At 36.7% G+C, this 16,107-nt stretch carries 3 protein-coding genes, 1 tRNA gene and 2 rRNA genes; 5 read left to right on the top strand and 1 reads right to left on the bottom strand.

The genetic code is table 11. The annotated features are described in order from the left end of the window. The first annotated feature begins 119 nt into the window (after positions 1-119). Positions 120-4,145: a DNA-directed RNA polymerase subunit beta gene (gene rpoB, locus BCHRO640_RS02860; protein ID WP_015344796.1), complete on the top strand. Its 4,026-nt coding sequence runs from the start codon at positions 120-122 to the stop codon at positions 4,143-4,145. A gap of 88 nt (positions 4,146-4,233) precedes the next feature. Next, positions 4,234-8,484, top strand: a complete 4,251-nt coding sequence (gene rpoC / locus BCHRO640_RS02855; protein WP_015344795.1) for a DNA-directed RNA polymerase subunit beta' — start codon at positions 4,234-4,236, stop codon at positions 8,482-8,484. 527 nt (positions 8,485-9,011) lie between these two features. On the opposite strand, the gene purH is transcribed toward rpoC, so the two are convergent. Next, a complete protein-coding gene (purH, locus tag BCHRO640_RS02850; protein ID WP_015344794.1) occupies positions 9,012-10,640 on the bottom strand; it encodes a bifunctional phosphoribosylaminoimidazolecarboxamide formyltransferase/IMP cyclohydrolase in 1,629 nt (542 codons plus the stop codon). Positions 10,641-11,072: 432 nt separating this feature from the next. On the opposite strand from purH, the gene BCHRO640_RS02845 reads away from it, so the two are divergent. From BCHRO640_RS02845 to BCHRO640_RS02835, 3 genes are all read left to right on the top strand, one after another. Next, positions 11,073-12,639 (top strand): 16S ribosomal RNA (locus BCHRO640_RS02845). A gap of 114 nt (positions 12,640-12,753) precedes the next feature. Continuing rightward, positions 12,754-12,826 (top strand) — tRNA-Glu (locus BCHRO640_RS02840). 298 nt (positions 12,827-13,124) lie between these two features. Then, positions 13,125-16,106 (top strand): 23S ribosomal RNA (locus tag BCHRO640_RS02835). The 16S and 23S rRNA genes sit together here with 1 tRNA gene alongside, the layout of an rRNA operon. Position 16,107 lies beyond the last annotated feature (1 nt).

The following is a 16,107-nucleotide window of genomic DNA, read 5'->3' as shown; positions in this document are numbered from 1 at the left end:
ACATAAATACTGTATGTGTCTAAATCTAAAATAGATATAGAAATGTATAACTATATTATATAGCAGCTAACTTATTTCTTTGAAAAAACAATCGCCCATATTAACTATCGAGGGACTTTATGGTGTATTCTTATACTGAAAAGAAACGTATTCGTAAAGATTTTGGAAAACGCCCTCAGGTTTTGGATATTCCATATCTTCTTTCTATTCAGATTGATTCTTTTCAAAAATTTATTAAACAAGATCCAGAGGAACCATGTGGACTAGAAGCAGCTTTTAGATCTGTTTTTCCAATTAAAAGCTATAATGGCAACGCTGAATTACAATACATCAAATATCAATTAGGAGAACCAACGTTTGATGTGAAAGAATGTCAGACACGTGGTGCTACCTTTTCTGCGCCGTTACGTGTACGCCTATGTTTAATTATTTATGAACGAGAGGGATTAAATAACATAATAAAAAATACCAAAGAACAAGAAGTATATATGGGTGAAATTCCTCTCATGACTAATAACGGTACTTTTATTATCAATGGTATTGAACGGGTTATTGTATCTCAATTACATAGAAGTCCCGGTGTGTTTTTTGATAGCGATAAAGGCAAAACACATTCATCCGGAAAAGTATTATATAATGCACGTATTATTCCATATCGTGGATCTTGGTTAGATTTTGAATTCGATTTAAAAGATAATTTATTTGTTCGAATTGATCGACGACGTAAGTTACCAGTAACAGTAATATTGCGTGCTTTAAATTATACTACCGATCAAATTTTAAATATATTCTTTAACAAAGTAATATACGAAATTCAGAATAATACATTATATATGCATTTAATCCCTGAAAGATTACGCGGTGAAACAGCATCTTTTGATATTGCTGTTAATGGTGTTATATATGTAAAAAAAGGACGTCGTATTGCAGCTAAACACATTCGTCAATTAAAAAAGGATAAAATTTCAAAAATTGAAGTACCCATGGATTATATAATTGGTAAAGTTGTTATAAAAGACTATTTCGATAAGAATACGAATATACCTATTGTTACAGCTAATACAGAAATATCTTCTGACATATTGCATAACTTAATTCGATCAGGATATGAATCCATAGAAACATTATTCAGTAATGATTTAGATTACGGTAATTACATCTCTGAAACTTTGCGTATTGATGCAACTACAAATAAATTTGACGCATTAGTAGAAATTTATCGTGTAATGCGTCCAGGGGAACCCCCTACTAAAGAAGCTGCCGAATATTTATTTGAAAATTTATTTTTTTCAGAAGAACGTTATGACTTGTCTTCTGTAGGAAGAATGAAATTCAATCGGTCATTACAACGAGTACAAATAGAAGATTTAGGAACATTAAAAAAGGATGATATTGTTGATGTAATAAAAAAATTGATTGATATTAGAAACGGTAAAGGAGAAGTAGATGATATCGATCATTTGGGAAATCGACGTATTCGTTCTGTAGGTGAAATGGCAGAAAATCAATTTAGAATTGGATTAGTTAGAGTAGAACGCGCGGTAAAAGAACGCTTATCTTTAGGTGATTTAGATGTGTTAACTCCTCAAGACCTGATTAATGCTAAACCAATTTCAGCTGCAGTAAGAGAATTTTTTACTTCTAGCCAATTATCTCAGTTTATGGATCAAAATAATCCATTATCAGAAATTACTCATAAACGTCGCATATCTGCTTTAGGACCGGGAGGTCTAACTCGAGAACGTGCGGGATTTGAAGTACGTGATGTCCATCCTACACATTATGGTAGAGTCTGCCCAATCGAAACTCCAGAAGGGCCAAATATAGGTTTAATTAATTCATTATCTGTATATGCTCGAGCTAATAAGTATGGATTTTTAGAAACTCCATACCGAAAAGTCCAAAATGGCATTGTTAGTAATGACATTCATTACTTATCTGCAATTGAAGAAGGTGATTTCGTTATTGCTCAAGCAAATACAAACTTAAATTCAATAGGTGAATTTATTGACGATCTGGTAACTTGCAGAAATAAAGGTGAATCTGGTCTTTTTAAAAAAGACCAAGTTGATTACATGGATGTATCTACACAACAAATAGTTTCAGTTGCTGCTTCATTAATCCCTTTTCTTGAGCACGATGATGCTAATCGTGCTCTTATGGGCGCAAACATGCAACGCCAAGCCGTTCCTGTTTTATGTAGTGAAAAACCATTAGTAGGAACTGGAATGGAACGCGCAGTAGCTATAGATTCTGGTGTTGCCGTAGTAGCTAAACGCGGCGGCGTCATTAAATATGTAGATGCATCACGTATTGTAATACATGTTAACAAGAATGAAACGCATACTGAAGAATCAGGAATTGATATCTATCAATTAACAAAATATATTCGATCTAACCAAAATACTTGCATTAATCAACGTCCTTGCGTGTCTTTAGGAGAACTAGTAGAACATGGAGATGTTATAGCAGATGGTCCATCTACTGATTTAGGAGAATTAGCTTTAGGTCAAAATATGCGAATTGCATTTATGCCTTGGAATGGATATAATTTTGAAGATTCGATGTTGGTCTCGGAACGTGTAGTGCAAGAAGATAAATTTACAAGTATACATATTCAAGAGTTAACTTGTGTATCTCGTGATACTAAATTAGGACCTGAAGAAATTACGGCTGATATTCCAAATGTAGGAGAGACAGCTTTATCTAAATTAGATGAATCTGGAATTATCTATATTGGCGCAGAAGTAATAGGAGGAGATATCCTTGTCGGGAAAGTTACACCCAAAGGAGAAACTCAATTAACACCAGAAGAGAAATTATTGCGTGCTATTTTTGGTGAAAAAGCATCCGATGTAAAAGATTCATCTTTACGTGTTCCCAACGGGGTTTGTGGTACTGTAATTGATGTACAAATATTTACTAGAGATGGTATTAATAAAGATAAACGTTCATTAATAATTGAATCCGAGAAATTAAAACAGGTTAAGAAAAATTTAAGTGAAGAATTACAAATTTTTGAATCAGCTTTATTTGATCGTGTCTGCGATGTATTAATGACCAGTGGAATTGATAAAAAGAAATTGTTTGAAACTAGCCGCAATGCTTGGTTAGATCTGGTGTTATCAGATCCAGAAAAACAATATCAATTATCTCAATTAACTAAACAATATTTTGATTTAAAACGCATGTTTGAAAAAAAATTAGAAATTCAACATCGTAAAATCACTCAAGGAGATGAATTAGCTCCCGGTATTTTAAAAATAGTTAAAGTATATTTAGCTGTAAAACGTCAGATACAACCTGGCGACAAAATGGCAGGAAGACATGGAAATAAAGGAGTAATCTCTAAAATTAACCCCATTGAAGATATGCCATATGATCAACATGGAATACCGGTAGATATCGTACTCAATCCTCTTGGAGTACCATCTCGAATGAATATTGGTCAAATTTTAGAAACACATCTTGGTATGGCGGCAAAAGGTATCGGAGATAAAATAAACTTTATGTTGCAACAACATAAAGAAGCAAATCAATTAAGAAGATTTATGCAGCAAGCGTATAATTTAGGAGAAGGATCGCGTCAACACATCAATCTTAATTCATTTTCAGATATAGAAATATTAAAATTAGCTAAAAATTTAAAAAAAGGCATGCCGATTGCTACTCCAGTATTCGATGGGGCTACAGAAAAAGAAATTAAAGATCTTTTAAAATTATCTGGATTACCTAGTTCTGGTCAGATTACATTATTTGATGGGTGCACAGGAGAAGCATTCGAGAGACAAGTTACTGTGGGCTATATGTACATGTTAAAACTAAATCATTTGGTAGACGATAAAATGCATGCACGTTCTACTGGTTCTTATAGTTTAGTAACCCAACAACCACTGGGTGGGAAAGCTCAGTTTGGAGGTCAACGTTTTGGAGAAATGGAAGTTTGGGCATTAGAAGCTTATGGAGCATCATATACTTTACAAGAAATGTTAACTGTAAAATCAGATGATGTAAATGGACGTACTAAAATGTATAAAAATATTGTTGATGGCAATCATATGATGGAACCGGGAATGCCTGAGTCTTTTAATGTTTTATTAAAAGAAATTCGTTCTTTAGCAATTAATATTGAACTAGAAGATTAATATTTTTAATTAATCTCTATATAAACATATTTTATAAAGCATATAGTACTTATGTGTTCAAAGGTATAACTTTAATAAAGGCTCATCTGTGAAAGATTTACTTAGATTTTTTAAGATACAACATACTCAAATAGAAGAATTTAATGCAATCAAAATTGCACTTGCTTCTCCAGATATGATTAGATCCTGGTCTTTTGGCGAAGTAAAAAAACCAGAGACTATTAATTACCGTACTTTTAAACCTGAACGAGATGGTTTATTTTGTGCACGCATTTTTGGGCCTATTAAAGATTATGAATGCTTATGCGGAAAATATAAGCGTCTAAAACATCGCGGGGTAGTTTGTGAAAAATGTGGAGTAGAAGTAACACAAAGCAAAGTACGACGTGAACGCATGGGACATATCGAATTGGCTTCTCCTACTGCTCATATTTGGTTTCTAAAATCATTACCCTCGCGTATTGGCTTGTTATTAGATATGCCATTACGTGATATAGAACGCGTTCTATATTTCGAATCCTATGTAGTAGTTGAAAGCGGCATGACTAGTCTCGAATGTCGTCAGGTCTTAACTGAAGAGGAATATTTAGATGCATTAGAAGAGTTTGGAGATGAATTTGAAGCTAAAATGGGGGCTGAAGCCATTCAAATTTTATTGAGAAATACAAATTTAAAAAATGAATGCGAATACTTACGAGAAATATTAGAAGATAGTCATTCTGAAACTAAACGAAAAAAAATAACGAAACGTATCAAATTAATTGAAGCATTTATATATTCTGAAAATAAACCTGAATGGATGGTTTTAAATGTGTTGCCAGTACTACCTCCTGATTTAAGACCATTAGTTCCATTAGACGGAGGACGTTTTGCTACTTCTGATTTAAATGATTTATACCGTCGTGTTATTAATAGAAACAATAGATTAAAACGATTATTAGATTTAGCTGCTCCAGAAATCATAGTACGTAATGAAAAAAGAATGTTACAAGAAGCAGTAGATGCATTGCTAGATAACGGACGTAGAGGACGTGCCATTACTGGTTCTAACAAACGTCCTTTGAAATCTTTAGCTGACATGATTAAAGGTAAACAAGGTAGATTTCGTCAGAATCTTTTAGGGAAACGTGTTGATTATTCTGGTCGCTCAGTAATCACTGTTGGACCCTACTTAAAATTACATCAATGTGGATTACCAAAAAAAATGGCTTTAGAATTATTTAAGCCATTTATTTATGGAAAATTAGAATTGCAAGGTTTTGCTAGTACTATTAAAGCGGCTAAAAAAATGGTGGATCGAGAAGAAGCTGTAGTATGGGATATTCTCGATAACGTAATTCGAGAGCATCCAGTAATGTTAAATCGTGCCCCTACATTACATAGGTTAGGAATTCAAGCTTTTGAACCAGTATTAATAGAAGGAAAAGCTATTCAATTACATCCATTAGTCTGTGCTGCCTATAATGCGGATTTTGACGGTGATCAAATGGCAGTACACGTTCCATTAACACTAGAAGCTCAATTAGAAGCTAGAGCTTTAATGATGTCTACTAATAATATTTTATCTCCTGCTAATGGAGAACCTATTATTGTTCCATCACAGGACGTAGTATTAGGTTTGTATTATATGACTCGTGAACGTTCAAATGCTAAAGGTGAAGGAATGGTATTAACTGGCTCAAAAGAAGCAGAATGTCTTTATCGTTTAGGCTTAGCTGATCTACATGCTCGTATTAAGATACGTATTACCGAATATGAATATGATAAAAACGGAGAATGGTCAAAAAAAACAAATCTTGTCAATAGTACAATAGGACGCTCTATATTGTGGATGATTGTTCCTAAAGGATTACCATTTATATTGGTCAATCAAGTGTTAGGCAAGAAAGCTATATCCACAATGTTAAATAATTGTTATCGTTTGCTAGGCATGAAAGCTACTGTAATCTTAGCTGATCAAATTATGTATACTGGGTTTGCATATGCTGCTCGTTCTGGAGCTTCTGTTGGTATTGATGACATGATGATTCCTTCGAAAAAAGCGGATATAATCGATGAAGCGGAATCTGAAGTGATAGAAATACAAGAACAATTTCAAACTGGATTAGTGACAGCAGGAGAACGTTATAACAAGGTTATTGATATTTGGGCTGCAGCTAATGAACGTGTTGCGCAAGCAATGATGGATAATTTAGCTACTGAGACTGTGATGAATCGTAATGGACAACTAGAAAATCAAGCTTCATTTAATAATATTTTTATGATGGCAGATTCTGGGGCTCGCGGATCAGCGGCACAAATTCGTCAACTTGCCGGAATGCGTGGTTTAATGGCAAAGCCGGATGGATCAATTATTGAAACACCTATCACTGCAAATTTTCGAGAAGGATTAAATGTATTACAGTATTTTATTTCTACACATGGAGCACGTAAAGGATTAGCTGATACTGCTTTAAAAACAGCTAATTCTGGTTATTTAACTCGTCGTTTAGTAGATGTTGCTCAAGATTTAGTAATCACTCAAGACGATTGTGATACATTTTCTGGCATTGTAATGAGTCCTGTTATTGAAGGAGGAGATGTAAAAGAACCGCTACGAGAGCGTGTATTGGGTCGAGTTTTAGCAGAAGACATTCTAGAATCCAATGCGGATACAGATGGTAAAGTACTGATTGTACGCAATACTTTATTAGACGAGTATTGGTGTGATGTTTTAGATGAACATTCTATTGATACTGTCAAAGTGCGATCTGTTGTGACTTGTGATACTGATTTTGGCGTTTGTTCAAAATGTTATGGTCGAGATTTAGCTCGAGGTCAAATTGTAAATAAAGGAGAAGCAATTGGCGTCATTGCTGCTCAATCTATCGGTGAGCCAGGCACTCAATTAACTATGCGGACCTTTCATATTGGGGGGGCCGCCTCCCGATCTGCTTTAGAATCGAGAATTCAAATTAAAAACACGGGTACTGTCCGTTTAAAAAACATCAAATCCGTAATAAATGGAGAAGGAAAATTAGTAGTCATCTCACGTAACACCGAACTTAAAATTATTGATCAATTTTCTCGTACCAAAGAAAGCTATAAAGTACCGTATGGAGCTGTAATAACTAAAAAAAATGAAGAAAAAGTCATACATGGAGAAATAGTAGCTTATTGGGATCCACATACTATGCCAGTGATTGCTGAAGTAAGTGGATTTATCCAATTTATTGATTTGATAGATGGCCAGAGTATTGTTAAACAAACGGATGAATTAACGGGATTAACCTCTATTGTAGTATTAGATACCTCTGAACGTGTGAGTAGCGCTAAAGATTTAAGACCTACATTAAAAATAGTAGATATTAATGGTTACGATATCTTTATCCCAGGCACAGATGTGCCTGTTCAATATTTTCTGCCTGGTAGAAGTGTAGTTCAATTAGTTGATGGATCCAGAATTATTTGTGGAGATATATTAGCAAGATTACCACATGAAAGTAGTGGTACTAAAGATATTACCGGAGGCCTACCGCGTGTTGCTGACCTCTTTGAAGCACGTCGTCCAAAAGAATCGGCAATTTTAGCAGAAATTAGCGGGACCATTTCTTTTGGAAAAGAAACTAAAGGAAAACGTCGTTTAATGATATCTCCTATTGAAGACGGTGATGTATATGAAGAAATGATTCCCAAATGGCGTCATCTTAATGTTTTTGAAGGTGAATACGTAGATCGTGGAGATATCATTTCTGATGGACCGGAATCTCCACACGATATTCTGAGATTACGTGGAGTTCACGCTGTAACTCGTTACATTGTAAATGAAGTGCAAGATGTTTATCGATTACAAGGGGTAAAAATCAACGATAAACATATAGAAGTTATTGTGCGTCAAATGTTGCGTAAAGCCACTGTGATTCGATCAGGCAGTTCTGATTTTTTAGTAGGTGAACAGGTAGAATACTCACGTATTAAAATTGCTAATCGAAAATTAGAAAATGAAGGAAAAGTAAAGATCAGCTTTATACGTAATTTATTAGGCATCACTAAAGCTTCATTAGCAACAGAATCATTTATTTCTGCAGCATCTTTTCAAGAAACAACACGCGTATTGACAGAATCATCTGTGGCTGGAAAGCGAGATGAACTACGTGGTCTTAAAGAGAACGTCATTGTTGGTAGATTGATCCCTGCTGGAACTGGCTACTCTTATCATCAGGAGCGCGTACATCATCGTCATTTCAGTAACAAAAAAGAAACAGAAAAATCTGTAATAACAAATATTTCTTCCCAAATTACAGCAGATGAAGCATCGGCGAATTTAACTGAACTATTAAACGCAACTTCTCCTAAATAAATAAAATTTCAAAAATATTATAACAAATAAGGGTAAGAGCTATATTGTAAAGTTACGTTATAGGAATAAATAACAATATTATTTGAGTTAATATTATTTAATTTATATTGTAATTTTTACATACATAGTTTGATTAGTTTATCAGCTAAATATGGGTGTGCATTTTTATTATTTTAACGATAAGCTTTTTATTCGATGTCAAATGAACAATTGACGATTATACTGCCCATAAATTTTCTTATAAAGAATGCTATATATTATTTTAATATAAACACTTGTTTATAAACAACCTAATCAAATCAACATTGTTGATTACACATGTTTATATTTTTTATATAAAAAGTTAGCACTTTTCTCAATTTTATTGAGAACATGAATCCTATTCAATATGTCTTAAAAAAATTATTATCTACAATTTTTAAATGGTAAAAAATCTATTATTTTGATACACAATCACTTTTTCTATCAAAAAAAATGTCTAAGACTCTCGTATGTTCTCAAGAAAAATACAATAATTTTTTAAACAATTAATGTCTAAAATGACGAATATGTGTGAAAATCATCGCAATACCATGCCGATCAGCAGTTTTAATAATTTCTTGGTCTCGAATAGATCCTCCTGGTTGGATAATACATTTAATACCTATTTCAGATGCAATATGTACTATGTCAGAAAAAGGAAAAAAAGCATCAGAAGCCATCACTGACCCTTTAGTATTCAATGTGCCCTGATGTTCTTGAAAGGAAGTAGCTATTTTTGCCGCATACACTCGATTCATTTGACCGGTTCCAATTCCGATAGTTTGACAATTTTTACCACAAACAATGGCATTAGATTTAACAAATTTAACCACTTTCCAACAGAATAATGCATCTTTCATTTCTTCTTTTGTTGGTTTCCGAATAGTAACTATCTCTAAATCTTCTAAATTTGTCATGACATCATAATCTTGTATTAATAATCCTCCATTAATTCGTTTGAAATCTATATCTGATGTTCGTGGGGTCCACATTCCACACCTCAATATTCGTACATGTTTTTTATTAGATACAATACTAATACAATCTCGATTAATATTTGGAGCGACGATTGCTTCGACAAATTGTTGACTAATAATAGCTTGAGCTGTTTCTTTATCTAAAGATCTATTAAAAGCAATAATTCCTCCGAACGCAGAAATCGGATCTGCTTGATAAGCTTTAGCATACGCAGTACAAATAGTATCAGATGTTGCTACACCACATGGATTGGTATGTTTAACAATCACACAAGTTGGTTCATCGAACATTTTCGCGCATTCTAACGCCGTATCCATGTCTACTATATTATTGTAAGATAATGGTTTTCCTTGTAATTGCTGAGCATCAGAAATAGATCCTGTGTGTTTCTTAGATATATCCATATAAAATGCTGCGCGTTGATGTGGATTTTCTCCGTAACGTATATCTTGTTTTTTTATAAATTTAAGATTCATAAAAGTTAAATTTTTAGGAAAATAAGAAAAGGATTGATCACGATGATGATCATTAGTTATGGACGCATGATAGTTGCTTTGTACTTGATGATTAAAATAATCAGAAATTGTATTATCATATTCAGTAACATATTTAAATGCTTTTACCGCCAAATGAAAACGAGTGTCTAAACTGAGTAATCCATCATAACGATTGATTTCATCTAAAATTTTTTTATAACTATCATTATTGACTACAATAGCTACGTTTTTATAATTTTTTGCTGCTGCCCTCACCATACTTGGTCCACTGATATCAATACGATCTAACATTTCTTCTTGAGAATATTTTTTATTTTTTGCAAGCAAAGAATTAAATGAATAAAAATTAACTACTACCATATCAATTGGCGGAATATTATATTGACGCATGATAGCATCATCTAATCCTCGTCTACCAAGAATTCCGGCATATACTTTATAGTGTAAAGTTTTAACGCGTCCGTCCATAATTTCAGGTAATTTAGTATACTCAGAAATCTTGATTACTGGCAATCCAGCATCAGATAATATTCGAGCCGTACCCCCAGTAGATAATAATTGAATACCCCGTTGAATTAATGACTGAGCAAATTCTAAAATATTGGATTTATCAAATACACTAATTAATACACGACGAATTAACAATGATGATTGTGTCATAATATCCTCACAACAATAATTAAACTACGGTATCAATGTATCTTAATCAATATTATACAATAGTAACATACCTATAGTATTATTATTATATATCATTCTCTAAGACATAAAATGATTTAAATAATTTTTATAATTATAAAAATGTAGTTTAAATATTTTAAATAAAAACTATCAAATCATAAAATAATATTAAATACTATTGACATCAGTTAAAATCAATGATAATGATGTGTTTGTTTTATTTTTAAAATGGCATGAAATATGTATAATTAAAAATATAGTTCTTTAACAATTTGATTTTTAGATAATTGGTGTGGGCACTTGAGCAAATATAAGATATAGTATTATCCGTTTTAAAGCATAGAAAGTTAATTAATTAATAGTTACTGATTAAAATTAACGAAATTGTTTTATAAATGGAAATTAATTTTTAAATTGAAGAGTTTGATCATGGCTCAGATTGAACGCTGACGGTAAGCTTAACACATGCAAGTCGAGCGGCAACAGAGAGTTGCAAATTTATGTAGCTCTGCTGGCAAGCGGCGAACGGGTGAGTAAAGTCTGGGGATCTGCCCGGTGGAGGGGGACAACTATTGGAAACGATAGCTAATACCGCATGAAGTCGTTGAGACCAAAGTAGGGGACTTTTTTATTAATTAATAAAAAAGCCTTATGCCACTGGATGAACCCAGATAGGATTAGCTAGTAGGTGGGGTAATGGCCCACCTAGGCCACGATCCTTAGCTGGTCTGAGAGGATGATCAGCCACACTGGAACTGAGACACGGTCCAGACTCCTACGGGAGGCAGCAGTGGGGAATATTGCACAATGGGGGAAACCCTGATGCAGCTATACCGTGTGTGTGAAGAAGGCCTTCGGGTTGTAAAGCACTTTCAATGGGGAAGAACTTAATATTGCTAATATCAATATTAATTGACGTTACCCATATAAGAAGCACCGGCTAACTCCGTGCCAGCAGCCGCGGTAATACGGAGGGTGCGAGCGTTAATCGGAATTACTGGGCGTAAAGAGTACGTAGGTGGTTTGTTAAGTCAGATGTGAAATCCCTGAGCTCAACTTAGGAACTGCATTTGAAACTGGCAAGCTAGAGTTTCGTAGAGGGGGGTAGAATTCCAGGTGTAGCGGTGAAATGCGTAGAGATCTGGAGGAATACCAGTGGCGAAGGCGGCCCCCTGGACGAAAACTGACACTCAGGTACGAAAGCGTGGGGAGCAAACAGGATTAGATACCCTGGTAGTCCATGCCGTAAACGATGTCGATTTGAAGGTTGTAGACTTTGATCTGTGACTTTCGGAGCTAACGCGTTAAATCGACCGCCTGGGGAGTACGACCGCAAGGTTAAAACTCAAATGAATTGACGGGGGCCCGCACAAGCGGTGGAGCATGTGGTTTAATTCGATGCAACACGAAGAACCTTACCTACTCTTGACATCCAAAGAATCTTATAGAAATATGAGAGTGCCTTCGGGAACTTTGAGACAGGTGCTGCATGGCTGTCGTCAGCTCGTGTTGTGAAATGTTGGGTTAAGTCCCGCAACGAGCGCAACCCTTATCCTTTGTTGCCAACGAGTCAAGTCGGGAACTCAAAGGAGACTGCCGGTGATAAACCGGAGGAAGGTGAGGATGACGTCAAGTCATCATGGCCCTTATGAGTAGGGCTACAAACGTGCTACAATGGCGTATACAAAGAGAAGCAAACTCGTGAGAGCAAGCAAACCTCACAAAGTACGTCTTAGTCCGGATTGGAGTCTGCAACTCGACTCCATGAAGTCGGAATCGCTAGTAATCGTGGATCAGAATGTCACGGTGAATACGTTCCCGGGCCTTGTACACACCGCCCGTCACACCATGGAAGTGGGTTGCAAAAGAAGTAAGTAGCTTAACCTTAAGGAGGGCGCTTACCACTTTGTGATTCATGACTGGGGTGAAGTCGTAACAAGGTAACCGTAGGGGAACCTGCGGTTGGATCACCTCCTTACTTTATCAAAATAATATGAGCAAAAGCGCCCACACCAATTATCTAACATTATTTTATGGTAATTGAAATATTTATAAAATACCGAGATTAAATTTTTATTGTTGCTAGAACTCAGTCCCCTTCGTCTAGAGGTCTAGGACACTGCCCTTTCACGGCGGCAACAGGGGTTCGAAGCCCCTAGGGGACATTAATAGGTTTTTATTATGATAAGCGGGTTTTTATAAATAAAAAAATTTAGTATTTTTGTTCTTTAACAATCAGGAAAAAGCTTAAAATTAAAAATATTAGTGTAAATATAGGTTATATAATTTTTTTTTTCATTTGAAAAGTCGGATGCAATAATAATTTCTATGTTTATTGCATTACAAAAAAATTATATACATTTGCATATTATGCTAATAATACTCTAAAAGTATAATTACAGTATCTATATACCAAGTATGTGTAATATCTTAACAAGATTTATAGAAATTTCAGGATTGCGAAGTTAAGTAATTTAAGCGTACACGGTGGATGCCTTGGCAGTCAAAGGCGATGAAGGACGTGCTGATCTGCGAAAAGCATCGGTAAGCTGATTTGAAGCGTTTTAACCGGTGATTTCCGAATGGGGAAACCCAATGCAATTTAAATTGTGCATTATTATTCAGTAAATTAATAGCTGAATAAAGCAAACCAGAGGAACTGAAACATCTTAGTACTCTGAGGAAAAGAAATCAATTTGAGATTCCCTTAGTAGTGGCGAGCGAACGGGGAACAGCCCAGAGTTGCATAGTGTCATTAATATATTAAGAGAATAATTTGGAAAAATTAGCAATATAGAGTGATAGCCTCGTATCTGAAAATATATTAATTACTACGACTCAATGAGTAGGACGGGACACGTGGTATCTTGTCTGAAGATGGGGGGACCATCCTCCAAGGCTAAATACTCTTGACTGACCGATAGTGAACCAGTACCGTGAGGGAAAGGCGAAAAGAACCCCGGCGAGGGGAGTGAAATAGAACCTGAAACCGTGTACGTACAAGCAGTAGGAGCGCAAATTTTGTTTATTTGTGTGACTGCGTACCTTTTGTATAATGGGTCAGCGACTTATATTCTGTAGCAAGGTTAACTAAATAAGGGAGCCGTAGGGAAACCGAGTCTTAACTGGGCGTTAAGTTGCAGGATATAGACCCGAAACCCGGTGATCTAACTATGAACAGGTTGAAGGTTAGGTAACACTAACTGGAGGACCGAACCGACTAATGTTGAAAAATTAGCGGATGATTTGTGGTTAGGGGTGAAAGGCCAATCAAACCGGGAGATAGCTGGTTCTCCCCGAAAGCTATTTAGGTAGCGCCTCGTAAATTCATCTTTAGGGGTAGAGCACTGTTTCGAATAGGGGTCCATCCCAGACTACCAACTCGATGCAAACTACGAATACTAAAGCATGTTATTACGGGAGACACACGGCGGGTGCTAACATTCGTCGTGGAGAGGGAAACAACCCAGATCGCCAGATAAGGTCCTTAAGTCATGATTAAGTGGGAAACGATGTGAGAAGGCTTAGACAGCCAGGATGTTGGCTTAGAAGCAGCCATCATTTAAAGAAAGCGTAATAGCTCACTGGTCGAGTCGGCTTGCGCGGAAGATGTAACGGGGCTAAATCATGCACCGAAGCTGCGGCAATAGAATTTTGTACTTAAATGTTTTTAAATTTATAATTTATTAATTATTGAGCATAAAATTATATTGGGTAGGGGAGCGTTCTGTAAGCCTGAGAAGGTATGTTGTAAAGCATGCTGGAGGTATCAGAAGTGCGAATGCTGACATAAGTAACGATAAAGCGGGTGAAAAACCCGCTCGCCGAAAAACTAAGGTTTCCTGTCCAACGTTAATCGGGGCAGGGTGAGTCGATCCCTAAGGTGAGGCCAACAGGCGTAGCCGATGGAAAACAGGTTAATATTCCTGTACTAGATATAACTGCGATGGGGTGACGAAGAAAGCTAGGTTTGCCGAGGATCGGTGGTCTCGGTTTAAACGTGTAAGCTGAAAGATTCAGAAAATCTAATCTTTCTAACGCTGAGGCGTGATAACGAGTCATTAATATGACGAAGGAATTAATGCTATGCTTCCAGGAAAAACCTCTAAGCTCCAGGTTATGTCTAATCGTACCATAAACCGACACAGGTGGTTAGGTAGAGAATACTCAGGCGCTTGAGAGAACTCGGGTGAAGGAACTAGGCAAAATAGTGCCGTAACTTCGGGAGAAGGCACGCTGGGATGTAAGTGAATGAACGATATTGCTTCTGGAGCTGAAACCAGTCGAAGATAACAGCTGGCTGCAACTGTTTATTAAAAACACAGCACTGTGCAAACACGAAAGTGGACGTATACGGTGTGACGCCTGCCCGGTGCCGGAAGGTTAATTGAGAGGGTTATCTTATTAAAAAGAAAAGCTCTTGATCGAAGCCTCGGTAAACGGCGGCCGTAACTATAACGGTCCTAAGGTAGCGAAATTCCTTGTCGGGTAAGTTCCGACCTGCACGAATGGCGTAATGATGGCCAGACTGTCTCCACCCGAGACTCAGTGAAATTGAATTCGCCGTGAAGATGCGGCGTACCCGCGGCAAGACGGAAAGACCCCGTGAACCTTTACTATAGCTTGATACTGAATATTAAATATTGATGTGTAGGATAGGTGGGAGGCTATGAATTAAGGGCGCTAGTTCTTATGGAGCCATTCTTGAAATACCACCCTTTAACATTTGATATTCTAACTTAGATCCGTTACCCGGATCAAGGACAGTGTCTGGTAGGTAGTTTGACTGGGGCGGTCTCCTCCCAAAGAGTAACGGAGGAGTACAAAGGTTAGCTAATCACGGTTGGACATCGTGAGGTTAGTGCAAAGGCATAAGCTAGCTTAACTGCGAGAGTGACGATTCGAGCAGATGCGAAAGCAGGTCTTAGTGATCCGGTGGTTCTGTATGGAAAGGCCATCGCTCAACGGATAAAAGGTACTCCGGGGATAACAGGCTAATACCGCCCAAGAGTTCATATCGACGGCGGTGTTTGGCACCTCGATGTCGGCTCATCACATCCTGGGGCTGCAGTAGGTCCCAAGGGTATGGCTGTTCGCCATTTAAAGTGGTACGCGAGCTGGGTTTAGAACGTCGTGAGACAGTTCGGTCCCTATCTGCCGTGGGCGTTGGAAGATTGAGAGGGGCTGCTCCTAGTACGAGAGGACCGGAGTGGACGCACCACTGGTGTTCGGGTTGTCATGCCAATGGCATTGCCCGGTAGCTATGTGCGGAAAAGATAACCGCTGAAAGCATCTAAGCGGGAAACTTGCCTCAAGATGAGTCTTCCCTGAGGATTAAAATCCTCCTGAAGGGACGTTAAAGACGATGACGTTGATAGGTCGGGTGTGTAAGCGCTGTGAGGCGTTGAGCTAACCGATACTAATGGCCCGTGAGAGCTTAACTTCG

The organism is Candidatus Blochmanniella chromaiodes str. 640 (assembly GCF_000331065.1).
GTDB lineage: Bacteria > Pseudomonadota > Gammaproteobacteria > Enterobacterales > Enterobacteriaceae > Blochmanniella > Blochmanniella pennsylvanica.
This window is presented reverse-complemented; position numbering and strand designations above follow the sequence as displayed.